We start from the raw sequence: 21700 nt of genomic DNA, 5'->3' as shown, positions 1-21700 counted from the left end.
TAAATGCCAGCCTTTATATCCAAACTTCAATATAAAACCTGCGAAGATGGCGAGTATTATGAGGAACAGGTACGAACGCTCGAGGAAACACTGGCCTTGATAAACACTTTCCCCTGGGAGCGGGAACGTTTTGCTGAAATTGACCTAACCGGCCCATCAGTAACCATAACCGATGGAAACGGGAATTACCTCAAAGTGGGCATCCATTACGGCGGCAACTTCCACATGTATTACCTGGATAGGCGAAACCGGTTTTACGAACGCTACCCCATCCATATAGACGATGTGGAGGAAATGGTAATTGATTTTTTTAATGGGCAGGTGAAGTTGCGCCAGTTTGGCAAAGATTCGTGGGGTTATTTTAAACGGCGGTATTTTTTAACGAAAAGCTTTAAATACACCATAAAAGCATGGAGCGCAATACTGATTATGAACACATTCGTTCTAGCACCACTACCATGTTTTGTCCTGGGCTTGTTTTCGTGGACACATGATTTTACAAACCTTGTTGGCTTATACATTTGTATCGGCGCACTTATGCCAGCGGCTTTCGGCGCGTTTTTATTCTTGAAATACCATCAGCATTTAAAGCGTCATATCACTATTTCAAGGGGCAACAACGTTTTTATATTTGGCGAAGATGAGGATGAGAACACGACATACAATAAGGCAGATATCATCAAAATAATACATTACAAGCCAACAAACCGAAGAGCTAACGATACCGAATATTTTGATCTTATATTTAAGGACAATTTCACCATAAGGCTTTCTAATGTGTTGATCGGCGATTTAGAATCGAAGTTTTCGGGGCGTTGGAAAATGGAACGCGAGCAGGTAAGCCGCAATACATGGCTGATGTACGATAGCGTAATCAATGAAATTGATGGCTATGCATAAGGCAACAATCAGCGCCGACCATAAACCCACAAGCAATTTGCACGCCGGTTAACATACAATAAATCAAAAACAGTCTTTTTCGCCCAATTAAATTCTGTTCGCCTACAAATATTCACAAAAAATGAAATTATCTCTTGACAAATTGTTTTTTACTTGTACATTTACGGCATAAGAACAACAATGAACAACTCACGTGCATATTTTTATGGTTTCTACTTTTACTTTAGCAGTAAAAGCCGGGACTGATATGTACTAACAAAACATACAAAACTGAAAAGTCCCGGCCCAAAAAGGCGGGACTTTTTGCTTTAACACGAATGATGAAAATCGAGAAACCAAGAGTTGCCATACAGGGGATACGCGCTTCCTTCCACGAGGAAGCCGCATTTAAATTTTTTGGCGAAAACATAACCACCGTAGAGTGCAACTCTTTTAAGCAAACCTTCGAGGCACTTAAGAACGACGAGGCCGATTACCTGGTAATGGCCATAGAAAACAGCATTGCCGGCAGCATATTACCCAACTATTCGTTGCTGATGAGCTATAGTTTCCCGGTGGTAGGCGAGGTTTACGTGCCCATACAGCTGCACCTGATGGCCTTGCCTGGCGTAAAGTTCGAGGATATTAAATACGTAACCTCCCACCCCATTGCCATCCGCCAGTGCATCGATTTTTTCGACGAGTACCCGCACCTTCAAATGGTAGAGAGCAATGATACCGCCGCCTGCGCCAAACGCATCCGCGATGAGCAACTTACCGATACTGTTGCCATTGCCAACGCCCTGGCCGCGCAGCTTTACGAACTGGATGTATTGGAACGCAGGATAGAATCTAATAAGAAGAATTTTACGCGTTTTCTTATCCTCACCACGCACGAGAATGCCAAAAAGAAACCAGGCAACAAGGCTTCGCTTTGTTTCCAGGTGAGCAACGAGGTAGGCTCACTGGCCAAGGTGCTCAATATTTTTGCACAGGAAAACGTAAACATGAGCAAGATACAGAGCATGCCGGTTTTGGGTAAGCGCAACGAATACAATTTTTATGTAGACATTGAATGGACGGAAACCAAGCACTACGATGCCTGCATCCGCCAGATACTCAAATATACCCATAACTTCAACATTTTGGGTGAGTACGAACGTTTTGAAGACGAAGTTGCACCACTGCTGCCAAAGGCGCAAAAACCCAAAAAGTATATCACTATCAAAAAAATAGAATAAAGAGTCCGGAAAGTCTGGAAGTCGGAAAGTCCGAAAGAAAGAGAAAAAGCCGGAATTCCGGAAAGCATAGTAAAGACATACAAACCATAACAATACAATAACACAAGTAACAAACCACTTCCGGACTTTCGGACTTTTCGGACTTTCGGACTACAAAACAATAACATGAAACTGAATTTAAACATACAACCGCTTAATACCTGGATCAACAAAGCCGGTATAGAACCCCTGTTAATTGCCGGCCCATGCAGTGCCGAAACAGAAGACCAATTGGTAGCCACCGCACACCTGTTAGCAAAAACCGGCAAGGTTAGTGCGTTGCGTGCAGGTATCTGGAAACCACGTACCCGCCCGGGCGAATTTGAAGGCATTGGCAGCATTGGCTTAGAGTGGCTAAAACGCGCTAAAGCCGAAACAGGCTTGCCAACCGCAGTAGAAGTTGCTACCGGCAAACACGTAGAAGAAGCTTTGAAAGCAGGTGTTGACATCCTTTGGGTTGGCGCACGTTCAACGGTAAACCCTTTCACCGTACAGGAAATTGCTGATGCATTGCGCGGCGTTGACATACCTGTAATGGTTAAAAACCCGGTTAACCCCGATCTTTCCTTATGGGTTGGCGCTTTAGAGCGTATTAACAATGCAGGCATCACCAAACTGGCAGCTATTCACCGTGGGTTCTCTTCATACGAGAAATCAGCTTTCCGTAACGAACCAATGTGGGATCTGGCTATCGGCCTTAAAACTCTTGCGCCGCACCTGCCTATCATCAACGATCCGAGCCACATCACCGGCAACCGCGATCTGATTGGCTACATCTCGCAAAAAGCGTTAGACCTGGATATGCAGGGCCTGATGATCGAATCGCACATCGACCCAAGCGTAGCCTGGACCGATGCCAAACAACAGGTTACCCCTGCTGCCCTTGCAGATATCATCAACAACCTGCACCTGCGTAAACCGGAAGTCCGCAATGCTGAGGTTAACGACAAACTGGCCGAACTGCGTAACCAGATCGACAAAATTGACGACCTGCTTATCCAGAAAATGGCAGAGCGGATGCAGATAGTAGAGAAAATTGGCAACTACAAAAAAGACAACGACATTACCATTTTACAAGTAAACCGTTGGGATGAGATATTAAACAAACGTATTGGCTACGCCAAAGCGCTTAAACTGAGCGGCGAGTTTACTGAGAAATTGCTTGAGCTGATGCACAGCGAATCTATCCGTAAGCAAACCGAGATCATGAACGGCGACCAGGCAGCAGCACCAGCAGAGAAATTAACGCACGCGTAAGGAACTTTAAATAGTTTTTGCGCCGTGTATCACAGGGCGCAAAAACTACACCTTTGCCCCTATAAAATTGAAGGCAATGGAAAAGAAAAGGTTACTCGTAGTAGGATTAGAACCTCAAGACCTACAGGCAATAAAACAAGGTATCGGGTTTAACTACCTTATTTTACACACCGATGTTTTGCCGAAAGTGCAGCTTATTGAAGGGGAGTTATTTGCCGAAAGCACGACAGTGCCGGGCAAATACCTCAAGATAGATGCTGTTATCTTCCACGGGATATTTGAGGACGACTTTGACTTTATAACCTTACTCGCATTGTGGAACGGGCCTTGTTTGCCCAACGCTATGGCCATGATGGACCTCCGGCAGCGCATACCCGGTTTGGTAAGGGCGCTGAAGGCATCCGGGTTTCCGGGTATCAAACGTGGGATGGTTATTGGCCGGGACGAATATTTTGCAGAAACGGAAAGTGTTGCAAAATGGGGTATATGGCATTGTGGAGAAGACAAGGAACGATTCGTAGGCAATTGGCAAAGTAACGAAACCTCTGTTATTGAAACGTTTATAACCGGCGAGGCAGTAAGAATTATGCTGATAGGCGACAAAGCCTGGCAGATAAAACTTACAGGCGATGACTGGCTAAAATCCATCCATAATGATGGTGCGGGACAAATGAAGATAAATGAGGGCCTACTGGCAGACAGCATAAACATCGCTGCTCATTTCGCTCTCGAAATTGTTGGGGTAGATTATATGGTAGGTGCCGACGGACAAAATTACTTGCTGGAAGTAAACCATATCCCCAACGTAACTGTATTTAGCTTTGTAAACGAAGCATTTATTGAATTTGCAAAAACATGGATAGCGGCAAATTAAACTATCCGAGAACTATTAAGTAAATGAAGCATAACATCATACTTACCAAAACAGGCAAATCGGCAAAGGGCACTATACAGCTCACCGGATCGAAAAGCGAGTGCAACCGCGCTTTGATCATAGAGGCGCTTAGCAACGGTAAGGTAAAAGTTGAGAATATTTCTGATGCGGCAGATGCCGTATTGTTAGCGGGAATCTTGAGGAAGAAAGAAGTCGGAAGTCCGAAGTCCGAAAGTCCGAAAGTTGTTGTAGGTACGGATGAAGTGCACGAAGTGGAGGTGATTGATGAGGAACTCATTAAATCCGAAATCGAAAATCCGAAATCCGAAATCAACATCGGTCCCGCCGGTACAGCCATGCGTTTTCTAACGGCGTATTATGCTATTGGCAACGAAGAAATAATATTAACAGGCAGTGAGAGGATGAAGCAAAGGCCGATAGGTGTATTGGTTGATGCGCTGAGGGAGTTGGGTGCCGAAATTGATTATGAAGAGCAAGAGGGGTATCCCCCTATCAAACTAAAAGGCAGCTTTGAGCAGCGTACTCGTAAGATCAGTATAAAAGGTAATATCAGCAGCCAGTATATCACTGCGCTATTACTCATCGCTGTCAAGCTGCCTTTTGGTTTGGAATTACATATCGAAGGCGAATTAACTTCGCGCCCATATGTGGAAATGACTTTAGCTATGCTTAAGGAAGCGAATATACTGCACACCTGGGAGGCGAATGTCATCTCTATACCAAATCAAGGTTTTGCAACTACATCGTTACACATCGAACCGGACTGGAGCGCAGCATCTTACTGGTACGCCATAGCCGCTTTAAGCGACGAAGCCGAACTATTCCTGCCGGGGCTGACATCATACAGCCTGCAGGGAGATAGCGTGATTACCGAGATTATGGCCAACTTCGGCATCACATCGCAGTTTAAAGATGGCGGCGTACATTTAACAAAAGAGGTAAAGCCCATATTCCGCAAGATATTCGATATGAAGGAATGCCCTGATTTGGCGCAAACTGTAATCGTAGTATGTGCGGCCCTGGGCCACGAAGCAACCTTTACCGGGCTGGAAACTTTAAAAATTAAAGAAACCGACCGCATACTGGCCCTGCAAACCGAACTGGCCAAAATTGGCGTGAAGCTGATTGAAAAGGGTCAGGTTTACAAACTGGACTGCAGCGAAAAGCAATTGCCGCAGCGCATGTTCGTAAGCACATACCACGACCACCGCATGGCCATGGCCTTTGCGCCGTTGGCGATATTGATACCAGAACTGGAAATAGAAGATGCCGACGTAGTAGAAAAATCGTACCCGGCATTTTGGAAGGATCTGGAGAAGGTAGGGTTCGCGTATCGCAAAGCTTAAATAAAAACACCACGTCATTGCGAGGTACGAAGCAATCTCCCGATAAGCAGGGCGGAGATGCAAAGCTTAGAGATTGCTTCGTACCTTATAATGACGTAGTGTATAATACGGTCGATCATTAATCATTATAACATTAAACAATCTGCACATTTGCATATCCGCACATTTGCACATCTATCATCATGGCAGGTAACTCATTCGGGCAATTATTCAGGATCACCACATTCGGCGAATCGCATGGCGAGGCTATCGGCGTAATAGTAGACGGCTGCCCGGCGGGCTTAACGGTAGACCTGGATTACATACAGGGCGAACTGGATAAACGCAAACCCGGCCAAAGCAAAATAACCACGCAGCGCAAAGAGGCCGATACGGTGAAAATACTTTCGGGCACGTTCGAAGGCAAAACTACCGGTACACCTATCGCCATGATCATCCCCAACGAAGATCAGCGCTCTAAGGATTACGGGCACAATGTGGATGTTTTCCGCCCCTCGCATGCCGATTATACCTACCATACTAAATACGGCATCCGCGACCATCGCGGCGGCGGCCGCTCCTCTGCCCGCGAAACTGCGGCACGCGTAGCAGCAGGTGCCTTAGCAAAATTATTACTAAAAACACAAGGCATAGAAGTACTGGCGCATGTAAGCAGCGTAGGTAAGATTGAAGCGCCTAATGTTACTATTACCAGCGCGGAAGATTTCTTAGCCGAACGCGAGAAGAACATCGTTCGCTGTGCCGACCCGGCCACTGCCGTGGAGATGATAGAATTTATCGACGGTATCCGCAAACAAGGCGATACCGTTGGCGGCAAAGTAAGCTGCCATATCCAAAATTGCCCCGTTGGCCTGGGCGATCCTGTTTTTGATAAGCTCCATGCCGACCTGGGTAAAGCTATGCTGAGCATCAACGCTGTACACGGTTTTGAATTCGGCTCGGGCTTTGCCGGCAGCGAAATGCGCGGCTCGGAACATAACGATATTTTTATCACCAATAATGCCGGCAAGGTTAGTACCATCAGCAATTTCAGTGGTGGCATACAGGGTGGCATCAGTAATGGTATGCCTATCGATTTTAAAGTGGCTTTCAAACCCGTTGCCACTATTATGCACAACCAGCAAACGGTAGATAGCGAAGGCAACGCCGCCGAAATATCGGGCAAGGGCCGCCACGACCCTTGCGTGGTGCCACGCGCCGTACCCATTGTAGAAGCTATGGCTGCATTGGTACTGGCAGACCACTGGTTAAGGAACCGCAATTCGAAACTGTAAGACAGCAGCCAGCCTTTGCATTAAGTCACTAAGAGGATATTTCAAACAAAAGCCCCGTTTAATCTGCTTTTAAAGCAGATTGAACGGGGCTTTCGAGTATATCGAGCTATGCCAGGCAGGAGAAACCAGCGGGGGCATCTTACCCCTCCTCCGGCACCAGTTTTCCCTCCGCAAACTTATTAATCACCATGGCCGCTACGTTATCTCCCGTGGCGTTCAAAAGCGTTGCTACGGGGTCTATCAATGTGCCGATAATGATGGCGGGAGGAAGCGCCTCGGGCGGGAAGCCGTAGGCCGAGATGAACAGCAATTCGCCGATGTACCCACCGTTGGGGATGCCGCCTTCTACTATGCTTACCAGCACCGTCATGCCCAGGGCTACGGCAATTACGCCGGCACTATCAAACCCTTTGCCGAACATGGCAAACACCACCGCCATCTTTAATATAGAGGATACACTGGAACCGTCTTTATGTAATGGCCCACCCAATGGAATGGTTATGCCGGCGATAACGTCGCTTACGCCCATTTTTTTGGCTGCGTCGATGTTTGCGGGTATAGTAGCAATACTGCTGCATGTGGCAACCGCTGTGGCAGAGGGGATGATATTGTTTTTCCAAAACCTGCGGATGCCTTTTACGCCACCGGCGATAAATGCATATAGGCTGTAAAACACGGCATAATAAAACAGGCTCACCCCGTAGCCAATGCCTAATGTATGTGCGTATGTGCCAAATAATGCCGGGCCAAATTCTGCCACCTGGTAGGCAAAATATGCACCAAGCCCAATCGGCCCGGCTTTCATAATGATGATGAAAACCTGCTTGAAAGCCTCGTTGCCGGCGTTTAAAAAATCGCTGAAAGCTCTGCCCTTTTCGCCCGCCCTTAGTGCGCCAAAACCCACCAAAATGGCGAAAATAATCATGGCCAGCATGTTTTTGCGGGAAAGTAAATTGAAGAATTCGCTGGTGGTGAACAGTTGCACGATAGAATCGCCAGAGAATTTTTTACCGGCATCCTGTGAAACATCAGCTGCAGCCTTGGCCATACTGTTATCCAATGGGAACACCCACAGGGTGGCTATGGTAAGTAGTGCGGCAACCAGCACCATGCCCAAGAAGACGCCTGTCATGATACCCATGATGCGGCTGAGCTTCTGCGTGCCCTGCAGGTTGGCTATTGCCGATGAAATAGCGAAGAACACCAGCGGTATTACGGCCACGAACAGCAGGTTGAGGAATATATCGCCAATAGGCTTCAACACCTCGGCACCCTTACCCAACACAACACCCGCTATGGTACCCGCAATAATGCCCGTAAGCAACCAGATAATACTACTGTAGTTTTTAAACCAGTTATTATTCATAAGTAAATTAAGCCTGCCGCAAAACGGCAATGGTGAAAGGTAAAAAAATTATCGGACTATATTGCGGTGGGACCGACTGTGACCAAGACTTTTCAGAAAGTTGATAAATCTACATGGCTTCAAAGCCTATTTTGCTACTTTTGCCCTTCAGCTATAAAGCATCAAACTATGGAGACTACTTTCGCAACCATCGCTCATATCATCAAAGGCCGCCGTACCATTAAGCCCTCTACCATGAACGGCAACAAGATACCCAACGGCCACATAGCCTCTATTTTAGAGCTTGCCGACTGGGCACCAACCCACGGTTTAACCGAACCATGGCGTTTCATCGTTTTTGAAGAACCTTTGAAATATTGCGCCCAACACGCCGAAATATATAAGGCAGGCACTACCGAAGAAACGTTTAACCCAACCACTTTTGCCAACTTAAGCAGCCAGGGTAACAATACATCACACGTGGTTATTGCCTACCAAAAACGCGGCGATTTACCAAAGATACCGCAGTTTGAAGAAGTGATAGCGACATCGTGCGCCGTGCAGAACATGCTTTTGGGTGCAACGGCACTTAATATTGGCGCATTTTGGAGCACCGGCGGTATGGCCCTTAAGCCTGCCTTTGCCGAGCATTTCGGCCTGGGTGCAGAGGATAGCGTGCTTGGCGTAATTTACCTGGGCTACACCGAAACCCAACCAGCAGGCGTCCGTAAGACTCCGATTGAAGAAAAAATCACCTGGAATAAATAGCAAGCCAGCAGGACGGAACGTATAACGACACCCTCCCGGCTTAGCCGGCGAGGGTGTCCTGCTTTTAAGGACTTTGCAAATTACCCCGGGATAAAAAGAGATCCATATAAAAAATAAAGCCACCCGCGGATAGCCATGCAGTTAAATCCTGTTAAATTCGCCTTAATACTAAAGCCGTGTTACAACTTTACAAAAACGCTTACAGCGGTTTAGCCCGCAACAACTGGTACCTAAGCATAGTGATGCTTATAAACCGCAGCGGTACTATGGTGGTGCCCTTCCTTACTATTTATTGCATCAACCAGCTGCATTTTACGGTGGCGCAGGCAGGTACGGTAATGGCCCTGTTCGGCATCGGCTCTATCATCGGCGCGTATTGCGGCGGGCTGTTATCTGATAAGATAGGCTTTTACGATATGCAGGTGGGCGCTTTAATAACCGGCGGATTGATGTTTATACTGCTGGGCTTTGCACATACCTTCGTTATGCTGGGGGCGGGCACCTTCGTGCTCAGTTTCTGCAACGAATCTTTCCGCCCCGCAAACTCTATGGCTATTGCTTATTATAGCAAGCCCGAGAATAAAACCCGCTCCTACTCGCTCCATCGCCTTGCGGTAAACCTGGGTTGGACGGTCGGCGCGGCAACGGGCGGTTTTCTGGCATCTTTTAATTACCATTTATTGTTTTGGGTAGATGGCTGCACCAATATACTGGCAGCGCTGATGCTACTGTGGCTAATGCCTCGCTCGGGCTATCAAAAGCCGGTTAAAGTCGTTGGCGAGGTTGCTGCCAGTTCCTCGGCTTACAAGGATAAAACATACCTGCTGTTTATCGGACTGACCACGCTGTTCAATATCTGCTTCTTCCAGTTTTTTGTGATGGAGCCGGTTTTCTACAAGCTGGAGTGGCACTTTGGCGAGCGATTTATCGGCTTCCTGCTGGCACTTAACGGCATCATCATCGTGGTAGTAGAGATGGTGATGATCAATTACCTCGAGGGTAAAAAGCACCCTTTGATATACATTGCAAGTGGCGTTGTGGTTACAGGCGGCGGCTTCCTGCTGCTCAACTACCTGCCGCCCACTGCTGTCGCAGGCGTGCTGGTGGTTATCATCATCACCTTCGGCGAGATGCTGAGCATGCCCTTCGGTACCTCATTTTGGGTTACGCGCTCGTCTGATCATAACCGTGGGCAGTACGCGGCTTTGTACACCATGTCCTGGTCGGCAGCGCAGGTTATAGCGCCGGCATTAGGTGCACAGGTAATACAGCACGGCGGCTTTACAGTGCTGTGGGGCCTGCTTGGCGGCATTTGCGCTGTAGTAGCCGTGGGCGTATTGCTGATGTATAAATTCAACGCCGAAAGCAAAGTAGTGGCCGACATCAAAGCCGCCGAAGCGGAGATGCAGGAATAATGCCTTTAAAAGCCGCGGAAAGTTGTGCCCACGGCCAAAACGATAAACCCTATCATCACCAGCGTAAAACTGTAAAGGGTTAAATAAGGCACGGCTATTAAATGGCCTATGATGCCGGCAATGCCGCAGGCTAAGCCAATAATCCAGGTGATTCTTTTGGGGGAGGATGGGTTTGTCATGATGGTATTGTAAGGATTTAATTGTGAATATGTTATGGAGGCAACGCAGGGTTGGGCAAAAGGTTTCACCAATTAACTAAAGTAATTTTTAACACGTTAATTTAAGTTTTCGAAACCCTTTGTTTCAACCCTCCTCCCTATCTTTACCCGCATGAAACGCGTCCTCATCCTCGACCTTGATAATACCATCTACCCTGTAAACTCTATAGCCAACCACCTATTCGGTTACCTGTTCAAACTGATAGACGAACGGTTAGAACCTGCCGACAGCGATATGGTAAACAAAGCTAAAGACGAGCTTACCCGCCGCCCGTACCAGCATGTGGCCGACGAATTCGGCTTCAGTGCCGAACTGAAAGCCGCAGGCATGGAAATGCTTAATAACATTGAGCTGGATATACCCATGCGGGCGTTTGAGCAATACGCACAGATACAAAGTATTGTTATAGATAAATACCTGGTAACAACCGGCTTTACTAAGCTGCAGATGAGCAAGGTAAAAATGCTGGGTATTGAAGCAGATTTCAAAGGTATTTATATCGTGGACCCCGAGAAGTCATCCCAAACCAAAAAAGATGTTTTTGCCAACATCATGGCCGAAAATGGCTACGCCACCGGGGATGTCCTTGTAATAGGCGACGACCCAAAATCTGAAATAAAGGCAGCCACAGAATTGGGCATAGATACTTTCCTCTTCGACCCCGGAGACCAACATACCGATGCTACCGTTACTTATAGAGGGAAAGATTATATGGATGTGGTGAGGATAGTTGCACAATAGCGAGTTCTGTTCCCCCTTCAGGGGGTTAGGGGGCTCACCACCCGCACCGTAACGATTAATTGCCCCATATGCCTCATCGAATGCTCTGCCGCGTGCGTATAAAGCCCGATAACCGTAGAAGGCAACTTCCCTCTGCCTACGGCACGAAAATCGGTTAGCGAGGCCGGATCAGCTTTGCTAAGTTGGGATAGTGCTTTATCAACTTGCCTGTTAAATGCAGCAACTAAACCCTGTGTGGTGTATGCTTTATTGGCCGCATTGCCCTCTTTACTCAAATAATCCAGCTGCTGTTCGGTCAGTGCTTCGTTGCGTGCATAAGTAAAAAGCCGGTCGAGCACGCCGGTTAAATGCTGCAAATGAAAGGCCGGCGATGCCATGCCGGCAACTTTATCCCACAATTTATCATCCGGGAAACCGGCCATCAATTCGTTGAGTTCGTCCCTTGCTTGTACCAGCGCATGTGCTACGGGTTGCAGTAAAGCGGGTATGCCTGGCAGCGGGCCACGCAGCCATACTTCGGGTTGGGTGCTCATGCCTTATGGTTTTGTGGCCAGCCTGTCCTTAACGTCGTCGTGGTTGAGGGTGCCGGGCAGGTCGTATATTTCTTTGGCGCGGCCTTTTGGGTTATCGGTCCACAGCCAGCTGGTCCAGGTCATAAACCAAAGCCATTTGGGCTGCGCCTTAAGCACCTGCGGGTTAGGTATCTCGCCGTTTTCGGTAAGCGCAATGGGTTTGCCCGCCGCCAGGGCAAGCAGTTCGTTATAATCGCTTTGTTCGTAATCGAAGTGGTAAATATCGGCACCCAAAATATCTACGTAGTTGGCTCCGGGATAATAATCCTTATAATGATAGGCCTCATCTGCCGGGATATCGCGCAGGCCGTTGGCTCCCCACACCCAAATCAGGTTGTTCAAATGGTGGTAATTAGTGTACCTGTCGTACATCATTTTGTACAGTTTTACAATGCCGTCGGGTCCTTTTTTATTTCCCCACCAAAACCATACGCCGTTCATTTCATGGTAAGGCCTCCAAAGCACTGGCACATGCGCATCCTGCAGTTGTTTCAGGTAGCTGGCAATAACATCTATCTGCGCCAGCCATTTTTTGTTGAGGGCCGTTCCGGAAGTTACTAGTTCCGTCCATTGCGCGGGGGTAAGCTTGCCTTGCACGCTTTCTTTCCAGCCGTAAGGCGGCTCGTCGGTTGGGCGGCCCTGGTGCCACATCAGGCTAACCAGATAGCCCTCGCGCGATTTTTTGATGGATTCGTTAACGATATTCTGCCCCAGGTCTTTATCGCCCCATAAAATAAAATCGGTACCCCAAAGCGCCGGGTATTTGCCGGTAATTGCCTTTGCCGAATCGGAGAAAACGTTCAAATCGCTGTTGTAATTATGTTGGCCCGATAGGATATGCTTGCCGTTTATTTCGTACAGGTAGGCCAGCAGGTCGGTTGCCTCCTTACTGGCATTCTTGTTTACTGGCTTAAAGGTTTGCGCCATGGGGCTGCAGGCCACCAACAGCAGTAAAGGGATAAATAATAATATTTTTCTCATCGGGATAAAAGCTTTTTATATGTTATTCAGGGCATTTAAATAAATGCGGCATTATGGTATGGCTATTGCTATAGCGTATCAAAGCTAATATATAAATCTAACCGATGATAAAGTTCAACCTAAAAAAAATCACCCTCTTGTCTACGCTGCTGGCATTCGCCCTTTTGATGCTGATTTTGCCAAGCTGTAAAAAAAGCCGGTCTGACCTGGGCAAGGTGCTGTACCAAAAAACCAAGAATAAGGTATTTAAAGATGCCACCCCCGAGGGCCTTGCCGAGGTATTTAAAACCGTTTTGGCCGAAGAAAAAACCAGGGTGAATAACCCCAATCTCATCAAAGCCTTTTACGAGCAGAACGATTACGACCCTATCTTCGTGATGGACCACATTTTCAACGGCGACGTAGACCTTACGGCCAACTACTTCGAAAAAGTGAACCAGCACGGCCTGGATCCGAAGATGTTCAATGCCGACAAGATAACCGCACTGGTAGCCAAATTTAAGGATAAGCGTGCTATCAAAAATATCAATGAGGCATATCGCGACATTGCCCTGCTGGAGATTACTACCGCCAACTCGCTCATCAATTATTCCAATGCCCTGCAGTACGGTATTTTAAGCCCGCGCAAAATTTACCAACGCTATTACACCGAAACTAAAAGGCCCGATAGCGCGGGTATGTCGAATATCCTTCATGTTACAAATATGAAAGCATACCTCGACAGCATACAACCTAAAGATCCGCAATACCTGGCGCTGCAAAAGGCCCTGATGGATGGCAGCGTTGCACCTGGCATGAGCAAGGAGGAAACCACCCGCTATCTTGTTGCAAATATGGAACGCCTTCGCTGGAAAAACAAGCCCAGCCAGGCCCGCTACGTCATCGTAAACATTCCTGATTATCGCCTTGATGTGATGGATAACGGCCACTCGGTACTGAACATGAAGGTGTGTGTAGGCGAGGGACGTAATAAGGACAAACAGAACACCCTAATTGACTATGACGAAAGCGACAAAACCGACCGCCCATTTAGCCGCGAAACGCCGCAGCTAAGCAGCTTGATCCATAGCGTGCAGGTAAACCCGGTTTGGAATATACCGCAAAGCATTGCCAGTAAAGAGATTATGGTAGAGGCCGCTAAAGACCCGTATTATCTGGCCAACAAAAGCATTGATGTGTACGAGAATGGAAAAAAGGTAGAAGATCCCGAAACCATTGACTGGGCAAACGCATCGAAAGACCAGTACGAATTTAAGCAACGCCCCGGCGATGATAACGCCTTGGGTAAGATAAAATTCCTGTTCAATAATAAAAGTAGTGTTTACCTGCACGATACGCCCGCCAAAGAGCCTTTTAACTGGGATATGCGCGCCGTGAGCCATGGTTGCGTACGCCTTGAAAACCCGCAGGGACTTGCCGAACAACTATTTGGAGCAGGTGCTACATACGACAAAATTGCCAAAGCCATGGGCGAGGATAATCCCGAACCAACCACTATTGGATTGCCGACCAAAATGCCGGTGTATATAACCTATATTACTTGCTGGGCAGATGATAGAGGCGTTATCCAGTTCCGCCCGGATGTTTACGGGTTGGATATCGTGCTGTACGGTCATTTACAACGCTTTTTAGCGAGTAATGACCAGTTAGCTGAGTTATAGGGTTTCACCGATTACACCGATTTTAATGATTTCACCGATAGCAGAATCAAAATCGGTGAAATCAATTAAATCATCCGAATCGGTGAAAACAGAATAATAAAGCCCGGTATCATCACTGATACCGGGCTTCTTATTTTATATTTTGTCAGCAGGTTAAAGGGAAGCTACCCGGGCAGAATCTGCATGGATAGGAGCCGGCCCAGCTGGCATCAGGTAATTCAAAGGAGCAGTTTCATCTAATAGTTTAGAAGTGTAATTACTACTGTTCCCGTTGATGAACAACATCGAACGGCCTTTGATGGTGTTGATAACCAAATCAGACACGGCGGGGTTTACAGCCGGGCAGCCAAAGCTGCGGCCCAAGCGGCCAATTTGGTTGATGGTGTTCTGGCAAACGTAATCGGCAGCGTGTATAACGATGCCACGTGCCAGCGCTGCGTTGTTAATGCCCGCATCCAACCCATCTAAACGTAATGAACGGCCATGCTTGCCTATGTACACATCCTGTGTTAAATAGAAGCCAAGGCTGCTTTGATGCGATTCGTTGTTGTTAGAGAACGCGGTTGCCATATCGTTGCCGCTGCCTTGTCCGTGGGCAACCCAGGTGTTCAGCAGCAAGCTCTTGTTTAGCACATCTATGATCCACATGCGTTTTTCGCGGCTCGATTTATTAAAATCTACCACCGTAATTACGTTGCTATTCTGCGGAAGCTTATTAGTAAGCTTAAGGTTCAAATAGCCGGTTATAGCTTTTTGGAATACGGTAATATCCATACCACTCTGCTGCAATTGCGCAGTTTGGTAAATGTCGTTTACGTACTGGTTAAAGTATTCTTTTGCATTTATCGGAGCAGATTTCACTTCGATATTTTTTGATGCGTTCGATGGTTTCCAACTGATGACAGATACGGAAATCAACAACAGAACGCAGATTGCCCACCAAAAATGTTTTCTCATATTACACGGTTTAATCCAATAATTTAATCAATACAGGGAACGCGGGAACAGGATTTGTTGGTTTACAAATTGTGATTTGTTATAACAAATATACGCAAGTTAATTAAAAATATTGTCACCACAAAGCAATTGTATATTTTAATGATAAATTTTTTCTAATTGGTTAAAATCAATTTGATTTGGCATTCATAACCCAGGCAGTGTGATATTATACTTTTTTGGGAGATAGGGTGCTTTTTCATGCTCATTTACCGGCTATAAATGTACTCCCGGCTTATCCCCTATTGCGGCATCGCCTCTATCTTCAAATAACGAAAAGTATTTGGTACTACCGAAAATACGCCCGGTTTCCCCGCGGAGATTGATACCTGGATAACGGCCGACAGGCGGTCCAGAACCTTATCATTGGAATTGTGCGTATGGAAAACATACCAAAGCTTGCCATCGGCAGCTTTAAAGATATCACCATGCCCCGAGCCGTTATGGCCCGTATTTGCGCGGCTGAGTATGGGGTTGCCGCCGTATTTTGTCCATGGCCCGGTTGGCGATTTGGAGGTTGCATAGCCTACTGCGTAATCAATGTTCCTGAAATCGTTGGCCGAATAAAACAGGTAGTACAATCCCTTCATTTTAACTACGGTCGGCCCCTCTGAAACCGGCCAGTTCGTATTCGCCGTATTTTCCCAACCGGCCTCGGTATGCAGGCATTCTACTGCAGTCGACTCATTCATCGCTGAAAGGTCCTGATTTAAACGGGCCACGAAAATACGGTTGCCGTTTTGCAGGCGCACATGGTAGATGTACAATTCGCCATTTTTATCCTTGAATATAAAAGGGTCTATTTGTTTGCCTTCTTCAGATAACGGTTTGATGGTGGCTTGCTTAAAGGGCCCCAAAGGGCTATCGCTTTGGGCAATGGCAATGTGCTCATTAGCCGTGTAAGCCATATAATACTTGCCCTTGTGCTTAAATACCTGCGGTGCCCAAAAGCCTTTGGTGCCGTAGCCATCACCTATAAGCAAGGCATTGTTTTTGTGCCGTTCCCACTTAACCAGATCGGTAGAGGTGTAAACCGCAAAGCCGTCGGGCCTGCCGGTGCCGTATAGGTAATACACGCCTTTTTCCTGGAAGATGGTAGGATCGGCCAGGCGGATATCCTCGGTTTGTGCTTGCGTCTGGATGTTGAGGCCGAGGAAGATTAATAATAAGGTAAAGAGTTTGTTGCGCATGTGGATGGTGTTGAGGTTGGTACACTCATTCTTTTATAATGGAAGTATCCTTATACGTTTCTTATCTTCATCTATTACAAGTAGCGCCCCCTTTTCCAACAAGTCTTTATAAAGCTGTAAAGATGGAATTACGAGTTTTGTAAGATGGCCAATCGTTACATTCTGAGTCCGAACTTGTACGACGCTTGGTTTTTCGGCATTGGTAAGTGCAAGGGCTGTACCAAAATCAAGATCATGGGTAAAAATTATATAATCATTCATTTTCGCCCATTGCATTATTGCACTATCTACTGCATCATGCTTCCCAACGGACGACCAATGAACTGCCTCGATATCGTAACTATTAAACTCCCGCACCCACTCAGGAGATAAATTCATATCGATTACAATTTTCATGCGCCCGTAAGCGGAACTTCAATTTCTTCTGAACGCCAGGCGGCGTAGGACAAAGCCTGCATAATGTCTTCTTGTTGCAGGTAAGGATACATTTGCAATATTTCTGAATTGCTAATGCCAGATGCCAACAAACCAATAATAGTACCCACGGTCATTCGTAGCCCTTTTATACATGGTTTGCCTCCCATAATCTCCGGGTTAAGGACTATTCTGTCTAAAGTTTTCATCGCATGCAGTTCCTTTCTAACAAAAATACAATAAATAACCTTAAAACTTCTCTCTGCTCCGCGAGAAAACAGGATATGCCGGTTTCGTTACAGCCCTCTACTTTTTAAGTAATCGGGATTCTTTAACGAGAACCGCTTCATTTTTTTCCTCGAAATCTTGTTGGTTATCTTGTAATTTTCACGATACAGGTACTGAACCATGATGGGATAGTTGAACGGTTTATTCACGTTCACAAGTTGCCCATCACTATAATTATATAAGTTGAACGTCCAATATGCATGGCCTTCATAATAGTTCAGAGCGTCGCCGATTATTTCATAATTGCCGTCACCATTTATATCTCTTTCCGGAAAATTAAAAAAATCGACATAAGAGATTGCATCGAATTTAAGATTGCCTTTATTGAAAAAGTATAACTTAGTTTCTAAAGAACCGCCTAAGCCGGAACCATCGCTGAAAAAAAGCATCTTAAAATCCACTTTCCCGTTCCCATCGATATCAGCGGCGTAAACGTTATTCTGCAACCTACTGAAATTTAAATCGGGTATGGAATATCTAAAAATCGGTTTGGCTGTATAAAGGATTGTGATATATAAAGTGCTGGAATTGTGCGCCTGCCGAAGGTTTATCTGGTACTTTTTATAGCTGGTTGTTGCGATGAATGCCGTATCGCTTTCTGCAAAGCCTTTGTTTAAAAATAGTTTCTTGTATTTTATCGACGGAAATTTTTCAAACGGATACTGCGCCTTGCACTGCACGGATATTAGCATTAATACGATGCAAAGCAGTTTCATTGTATTCGTTTGAGATAATCCACTATCGCGAGTTCGCGTCGTATTGCCGGCATAGGAGGCGCAAAAAACAGATTTGACAACTTTCAGAAAGTTGTCAAATCTTGATGTTCAAATCTAAAAGCTTTAATATATCGCCGGAAATTTCCCCGGGTTAGCTTCGTTCATCATACTGTACACTACTTCTACCACATCATCCAAAGATGGTTTGCTGAAGTAGTCGCCATCGGTACCGTAGGGCGGGCGATGCTCGGCACCGCAAAGGGTACGCGGCTGCGAGTCAAGCGAGTAATAGCCTTTTTGTTTCTCAATAACCTTTTGCAGGATATAGGCCGATCCGCCGCCCGGTAAATCCTCATCAACCACCAGCAGTTTATTGGTTTTACGCAGCGATTCAGCGCACACATTGTCGGTATCGAAAGGATATAAGGTCTGCGGGTCGACTACTTCAATGTGGATGCCCATTTTCTCGAGTTCAACAGCGGCCTCCAGCACAATGCGCAGGGTTGAGCCGTAGCTTACCACTGTAATATCCCCGCCATTTTTCAAAACCTCGGCTTTGCCCAGCGGCACGGTAAACTCGCCTACGTTTGCTGGCAGTTTTTCCTTTAAGCGGTAACCGTTAAGGCATTCTATCACCAATGCGGGCTCATCGCCGCGCAACAGGGTGTTGTACATGCCTGCAGCCTGTGTCATGTCCCTGGGCACGCAAATATGCATGCCGCGCATCGAATTAAGGATGGTACCCAGCGGTGAGCCGGAATGCCATATCCCCTCTAAACGGTGCCCGCGCGAACGTACAATAAGCGGCGCCTTTTGACCGCCCATGGTGCGGTAGCTCAGGCTGGCCACATCGTCGCTTAAAACGGTGAGGGCGTAAATAAGGTAATCGATGTATTGTATCTCGGCAATGGGGCGCAGGCCACGCATGGCGAGGCCAAGGCCCTGCCCTATGATGGTAGATTCGCGGATGCCGGTATCGGTAATGCGCAGATCGGAATATTTGGCCTGCAAACCGGCAAAGCCCTGGTTTACGTCGCCAATGGCACCTACGTCTTCGCCGAAAGCAACAATGCTTTTATCGCGTTCAAAATTGGCATCGAAGCAGGCATTGAGCACCTCGCGGCCATCCAAAAGGCGGGCATCGTCAGCATACTCGGCCTTTACAACGGGCACCAATAAGGGCGAGTGCGGCGTATCGCTAAATAATTTAGAATTATAGCGCTCCTTGTTTTTTTCCAGTTCGGTGCGCAGGTAATCTAACAGTACCTTACGCTCGTAAGAAGTGCTTTCGCCAACGGTGAGGCGCAGCGTTTTACGTATGGCCGATATGGTATCCCTCCGGCCGGGGTCTATGGCGCTTTGCAAGCCGCGCGTTATATCCAATAATTCGGCATGCAAGGGCGAGTACTCAGCAACATTCTCTATCAATTCCACTACCTCATCTATCTCAGCTTTTATCTCGTCCTCCAGTTCGGCCCAGGCCTCTTTCTGGCATTCGCGCACATATTTCTTGGCGGTAGCTTCCAGTTCGTCAATTTCTTCGGTGGTAATAATGGCCGATGCTATCATCCACTTGCGCATCTGCAAAAGGCAATCGTGCTCCTCTTCCCAGGCAAGCCTATCTTTTGTTTTATAGCGTTCGTGTGAGCCGGAGGTAGAGTGGCCCTGCGGCTGGGTCATCTCTATTACGTGTATCATTACAGGTACGTGCTCTTCGCGGCATATCTTGATGGCCCGCTCGTAGGTTTCGCAAAGGGCCACGTAGTCCCAGCCACGCACCTTGAATATTTCGTATCCGGCGCCACGGGCATCGCGCTGGAAACCGCGCAGCACCTCGGAGATATCTTCTTTAGTAGTTTGCAGTTTTGCGGGTACGGATATAGCGTAAGCATCGTCCCAAATGGAGATAGCCATAGGCACCTGCAGTACGCCGGCGGCGTTGAATGTCTCGAAAAACAGGCCCTCGGAGGTCGCGCCGTTACCGATGGTGCCGAAAGCCACCTCGTTGCCATTTACCGAAAATTGCTTCAGGTATTCAAGCTCTTTATTCTGGCGGTATAGTTTAGAAGCATAAGCCAGGCCAAGCAGGCGCGGCATATGCCCGCCCGTGGTGGATAAATCCGACCCGGTGTTTTTGCTTTCTACCTGGTTTACGAAGTTACCCTCGTTATCAACAAAACGCGTAGCGTAGTGGCAGTTCATTTGGCGGCCGCCCGATGCAGGATCTTTCTCGATATCAGGGTGCGCATACAACTGGGCAAAAAACTCCTTAAGGTTGCTCATGCCGGTAGCGAACATAAAAGTTTGGTCGCGATAGTATCCGGCGCGCCAGTCGCCCTTACGGAACGCCTTGGCCATAGCCAACTGGGCCACTTCTTTGCCATCGCCGAAGATGCCGAACTTGGCTTTCCCTGTAAGAACTTCGCGGCGGCCCAACAAACTTGCCTGCCGGCTTTCGTAACCCACGCGGTAATCGCCGATCACGATATTCTTGAAATCGTCAAAACTGAGTTCGGCAGCATTTAGCTCGTTGCCTGGGTGTATTACAGTTTCGGGCATACAAAATTTTGTTTAGGCGGTAAAATTATAAAATTCTATTCTGTTTTTATTATCGGTAGTTGTAAAACATATAGTTTGTGCAATAGTTTTTAAATTAGGTTAAACCATTTATATTTGTAACAATCAAACAGGTAATTATGAAAAAAATAATGATGATTTGCGCAGTGTTCCTAGGCCTGGCCTTCACTGCAAACACTGCGATGGCGCAGGACGACACCAAAGCGGAGTTTAAATTTACCGAAGAAAAACACGATTTCGGCAAGATACCGCAAGGCACCCCGGTTACAACCGTGTTCGAGTTTACCAACGTTGGGCAAGAACCGCTGATTTTGACAGATGTACGCCCTACCTGTGGCTGCACCATTGCCGATTATACCAAAACACCGGTATTGAAAGGCGCAAAAGGCAGCATCAAGATTACTTACAACGCACTTAACCCTTCGGCATTCAACAAAACCATTGTGGTTACCTCTAACGCAAAAACACCTACCAAATATTTAACCATAGTAGGCGAAGTGATTGCGAAACCTACTACAAGCAGCAGGTAAGCTTAGCCTTTCCCACCCAAATCCTCTCCGCTGGTTAGCGAAAGGGCTTAAGGAAAATATTTAAGGCATCGCTATTAGCGGCGCCTTTTTTGTTGATTTAGGGTGTTCCGCGAAGCAAAAAAAGCATTCTACTGTGTCTCGTCCTGAAAAAAGTTTACACTTTTACTGATTAGTCCTGTTGTTGGTTTACACTTTATTTTAGTCCTGAATTAGGTTTACCCTTTTCTAAAGATAAAGAATAATTGTTGTGGTTTGCTTGTCGTGTTGGAATGTGGGAAACTCCTTCAGTTTTCCATATTCCAACACGTTTTTCTTTTTTTGCTTCTTTTTTTCTTTTTGTAGGCTCCTTTCTTTTG

The 21700-nt window shown here is 46.8% G+C and carries 21 protein-coding genes; 11 read left to right on the top strand and 10 right to left on the bottom strand.

The annotated features are described in order from the left end of the window. The first annotated feature begins 3 nt into the window (after positions 1-3). From AC1DXC_RS16465 to aroC, 6 genes are all read left to right on the top strand, one after another. Positions 4-900 carry a PH domain-containing protein gene (locus AC1DXC_RS16465; protein ID WP_477460256.1) on the top strand — a complete coding sequence of 299 codons (897 nt, stop codon included), beginning with the start codon at positions 4-6 and terminating at the stop codon, positions 898-900. Positions 901-1220: 320 nt separating this feature from the next. Next, positions 1221-2120 carry a prephenate dehydratase gene (locus AC1DXC_RS16460; protein WP_477460492.1) on the top strand — a complete coding sequence of 300 codons (900 nt, stop codon included), beginning with the start codon at positions 1221-1223 and terminating at the stop codon, positions 2118-2120. 165 nt (positions 2121-2285) lie between these two features. Further along, the gene (locus AC1DXC_RS16455) at positions 2286-3416 is read left to right on the top strand and encodes a chorismate mutase (protein ID WP_477460255.1); all 1131 of its coding nucleotides are present in this window, start codon (positions 2286-2288) and stop codon (positions 3414-3416) included. Positions 3417-3492: 76 nt separating this feature from the next. Then, complete coding sequence (locus AC1DXC_RS16450; RefSeq protein ID WP_477460254.1) at positions 3493-4290, top strand: hypothetical protein; 798 nt, start codon at positions 3493-3495, stop codon at positions 4288-4290. Positions 4291-4313: 23 nt separating this feature from the next. Then, the gene (aroA, locus tag AC1DXC_RS16445) at positions 4314-5657 is read left to right on the top strand and encodes a 3-phosphoshikimate 1-carboxyvinyltransferase (protein ID WP_477460253.1); all 1344 of its coding nucleotides are present in this window, start codon (positions 4314-4316) and stop codon (positions 5655-5657) included. 182 nt (positions 5658-5839) lie between these two features. Beyond that, positions 5840-6931, top strand: coding sequence for a chorismate synthase (aroC, locus tag AC1DXC_RS16440; protein WP_477460252.1), 1092 nt, complete (start codon positions 5840-5842; stop codon positions 6929-6931). 139 nt (positions 6932-7070) lie between these two features. Here aroC and AC1DXC_RS16435 read toward each other — a convergent pair whose 3' ends face one another. Further along, positions 7071-8297, bottom strand: a complete 1227-nt coding sequence (locus AC1DXC_RS16435) for a dicarboxylate/amino acid:cation symporter (RefSeq protein ID WP_477460251.1) — start codon at positions 8295-8297, stop codon at positions 7071-7073. A 168-nt stretch (positions 8298-8465) separates the two neighbouring features. Here AC1DXC_RS16435 and AC1DXC_RS16430 point away from each other — a divergent pair, with 168 nt between their 5' ends. Then, positions 8466-9044: a nitroreductase family protein gene (locus AC1DXC_RS16430; RefSeq protein ID WP_477460250.1), complete on the top strand. Its 579-nt coding sequence runs from the start codon at positions 8466-8468 to the stop codon at positions 9042-9044. 176 nt (positions 9045-9220) lie between these two features. After that, the gene (locus AC1DXC_RS16425) at positions 9221-10459 is read left to right on the top strand and encodes an MFS transporter (protein WP_477460249.1); all 1239 of its coding nucleotides are present in this window, start codon (positions 9221-9223) and stop codon (positions 10457-10459) included. A gap of 5 nt (positions 10460-10464) precedes the next feature. On the opposite strand, the gene AC1DXC_RS16420 is transcribed toward AC1DXC_RS16425, so the two are convergent. Further along, positions 10465-10638, bottom strand: a complete 174-nt coding sequence (locus tag AC1DXC_RS16420; protein ID WP_294949703.1) for a hypothetical protein — start codon at positions 10636-10638, stop codon at positions 10465-10467. Positions 10639-10789: 151 nt separating this feature from the next. Between AC1DXC_RS16420 and AC1DXC_RS16415 the strand changes: the two genes are divergently transcribed. Continuing rightward, entirely contained in the window at positions 10790-11419 is a 630-nt protein-coding gene (locus AC1DXC_RS16415) for an HAD family hydrolase (RefSeq protein WP_477460248.1), read from the top strand. A gap of 17 nt (positions 11420-11436) precedes the next feature. Here the strand turns inward: AC1DXC_RS16415 and AC1DXC_RS16410 are convergent, their stop codons facing one another. Continuing rightward, positions 11437-11952 carry a DinB family protein gene (locus AC1DXC_RS16410; protein WP_477460247.1) on the bottom strand — a complete coding sequence of 172 codons (516 nt, stop codon included), beginning with the start codon at positions 11950-11952 and terminating at the stop codon, positions 11437-11439. 3 nt (positions 11953-11955) lie between these two features. Further along, complete coding sequence (locus AC1DXC_RS16405) at positions 11956-12972, bottom strand: glycosyl hydrolase (RefSeq protein ID WP_477460246.1); 1017 nt, start codon at positions 12970-12972, stop codon at positions 11956-11958. A gap of 104 nt (positions 12973-13076) precedes the next feature. Here AC1DXC_RS16405 and AC1DXC_RS16400 point away from each other — a divergent pair, with 104 nt between their 5' ends. Then, positions 13077-14633, top strand: coding sequence for a L,D-transpeptidase family protein (locus AC1DXC_RS16400; protein ID WP_477460245.1), 1557 nt, complete (start codon positions 13077-13079; stop codon positions 14631-14633). A gap of 153 nt (positions 14634-14786) precedes the next feature. Here the strand turns inward: AC1DXC_RS16400 and AC1DXC_RS16395 are convergent, their stop codons facing one another. The 6 genes from AC1DXC_RS16395 to AC1DXC_RS16370 form a co-directional block, all read right to left on the bottom strand. Further along, a complete protein-coding gene (locus AC1DXC_RS16395; RefSeq protein ID WP_477460244.1) occupies positions 14787-15590 on the bottom strand; it encodes a murein L,D-transpeptidase catalytic domain family protein in 804 nt (267 codons plus the stop codon). Between the two features lie 281 nt (positions 15591-15871). Beyond that, on the bottom strand, positions 15872-16819 hold the full coding sequence (locus tag AC1DXC_RS16390; protein WP_477460243.1) for a glycoside hydrolase family 43 protein: 948 nt from the start codon (positions 16817-16819) through the stop codon (positions 15872-15874). A gap of 33 nt (positions 16820-16852) precedes the next feature. After that, positions 16853-17215 carry a DUF5615 family PIN-like protein gene (locus AC1DXC_RS16385; protein WP_477460242.1) on the bottom strand — a complete coding sequence of 121 codons (363 nt, stop codon included), beginning with the start codon at positions 17213-17215 and terminating at the stop codon, positions 16853-16855. Next, positions 17212-17442: a DUF433 domain-containing protein gene (locus AC1DXC_RS16380; protein ID WP_477460241.1), complete on the bottom strand. Its 231-nt coding sequence runs from the start codon at positions 17440-17442 to the stop codon at positions 17212-17214. Before AC1DXC_RS16380 ends, AC1DXC_RS16385 begins: the two co-directional genes overlap by 4 nt. Before the next feature lie 87 nt (positions 17443-17529). Next, entirely contained in the window at positions 17530-18237 is a 708-nt protein-coding gene (locus AC1DXC_RS16375; RefSeq protein WP_477460240.1) for a hypothetical protein, read from the bottom strand. A gap of 123 nt (positions 18238-18360) precedes the next feature. Further along, on the bottom strand, positions 18361-20796 hold the full coding sequence (locus tag AC1DXC_RS16370) for an alpha-ketoacid dehydrogenase subunit alpha/beta (protein WP_477460239.1): 2436 nt from the start codon (positions 20794-20796) through the stop codon (positions 18361-18363). Positions 20797-20933: 137 nt separating this feature from the next. Here AC1DXC_RS16370 and AC1DXC_RS16365 point away from each other — a divergent pair, with 137 nt between their 5' ends. Then, on the top strand, positions 20934-21344 hold the full coding sequence (locus AC1DXC_RS16365) for a DUF1573 domain-containing protein (RefSeq protein WP_477460238.1): 411 nt from the start codon (positions 20934-20936) through the stop codon (positions 21342-21344). Positions 21345-21700 lie beyond the last annotated feature (356 nt).

The sequence above is a fragment of the Mucilaginibacter sp. P2_D11 genome, assembly GCF_056404435.1.
Note: the sequence above shows the minus strand (reverse complement) of the source record. Positions and strands in the feature narration are given on the sequence as shown.

What these genes read in the sequence shown, in the direction of transcription:
- AC1DXC_RS16365 (WP_477460238.1), top strand. Translation starts at nt 20,934, where the DNA reads ATGAAAAAAATAATGATGATTTGCGCAGTGTTCCTAGGCCTGGCCTTC.
- aroC (WP_477460252.1), top strand. Translation starts at nt 5,840, where the DNA reads ATGGCAGGTAACTCATTCGGGCAATTATTCAGGATCACCACATTCGGC.
- AC1DXC_RS16460 (WP_477460492.1), top strand. Translation starts at nt 1,221, where the DNA reads ATGAAAATCGAGAAACCAAGAGTTGCCATACAGGGGATACGCGCTTCC.
- AC1DXC_RS16395 (WP_477460244.1), bottom strand. Translation starts at nt 15,590, where the DNA reads ATGAGAAAACATTTTTGGTGGGCAATCTGCGTTCTGTTGTTGATTTCC.
- AC1DXC_RS16385 (WP_477460242.1), bottom strand. Translation starts at nt 17,215, where the DNA reads ATGAAAATTGTAATCGATATGAATTTATCTCCTGAGTGGGTGCGGGAG.
- AC1DXC_RS16465 (WP_477460256.1), top strand. Translation starts at nt 4, where the DNA reads ATGCCAGCCTTTATATCCAAACTTCAATATAAAACCTGCGAAGATGGC.
- AC1DXC_RS16415 (WP_477460248.1), top strand. Translation starts at nt 10,790, where the DNA reads ATGAAACGCGTCCTCATCCTCGACCTTGATAATACCATCTACCCTGTA.
- AC1DXC_RS16375 (WP_477460240.1), bottom strand. Translation starts at nt 18,237, where the DNA reads ATGAAACTGCTTTGCATCGTATTAATGCTAATATCCGTGCAGTGCAAG.
- aroA (WP_477460253.1), top strand. Translation starts at nt 4,314, where the DNA reads ATGAAGCATAACATCATACTTACCAAAACAGGCAAATCGGCAAAGGGC.
- AC1DXC_RS16420 (WP_294949703.1), bottom strand. Translation starts at nt 10,638, where the DNA reads ATGACAAACCCATCCTCCCCCAAAAGAATCACCTGGATTATTGGCTTA.
- AC1DXC_RS16380 (WP_477460241.1), bottom strand. Translation starts at nt 17,442, where the DNA reads ATGAAAACTTTAGACAGAATAGTCCTTAACCCGGAGATTATGGGAGGC.
- AC1DXC_RS16435 (WP_477460251.1), bottom strand. Translation starts at nt 8,297, where the DNA reads ATGAATAATAACTGGTTTAAAAACTACAGTAGTATTATCTGGTTGCTT.
- AC1DXC_RS16370 (WP_477460239.1), bottom strand. Translation starts at nt 20,796, where the DNA reads ATGCCCGAAACTGTAATACACCCAGGCAACGAGCTAAATGCTGCCGAA.
- AC1DXC_RS16455 (WP_477460255.1), top strand. Translation starts at nt 2,286, where the DNA reads ATGAAACTGAATTTAAACATACAACCGCTTAATACCTGGATCAACAAA.
- AC1DXC_RS16410 (WP_477460247.1), bottom strand. Translation starts at nt 11,952, where the DNA reads ATGAGCACCCAACCCGAAGTATGGCTGCGTGGCCCGCTGCCAGGCATA.
- AC1DXC_RS16450 (WP_477460254.1), top strand. Translation starts at nt 3,493, where the DNA reads ATGGAAAAGAAAAGGTTACTCGTAGTAGGATTAGAACCTCAAGACCTA.
- AC1DXC_RS16390 (WP_477460243.1), bottom strand. Translation starts at nt 16,819, where the DNA reads ATGCGCAACAAACTCTTTACCTTATTATTAATCTTCCTCGGCCTCAAC.
- AC1DXC_RS16400 (WP_477460245.1), top strand. Translation starts at nt 13,077, where the DNA reads ATGATAAAGTTCAACCTAAAAAAAATCACCCTCTTGTCTACGCTGCTG.
- AC1DXC_RS16405 (WP_477460246.1), bottom strand. Translation starts at nt 12,972, where the DNA reads ATGAGAAAAATATTATTATTTATCCCTTTACTGCTGTTGGTGGCCTGC.
- AC1DXC_RS16430 (WP_477460250.1), top strand. Translation starts at nt 8,466, where the DNA reads ATGGAGACTACTTTCGCAACCATCGCTCATATCATCAAAGGCCGCCGT.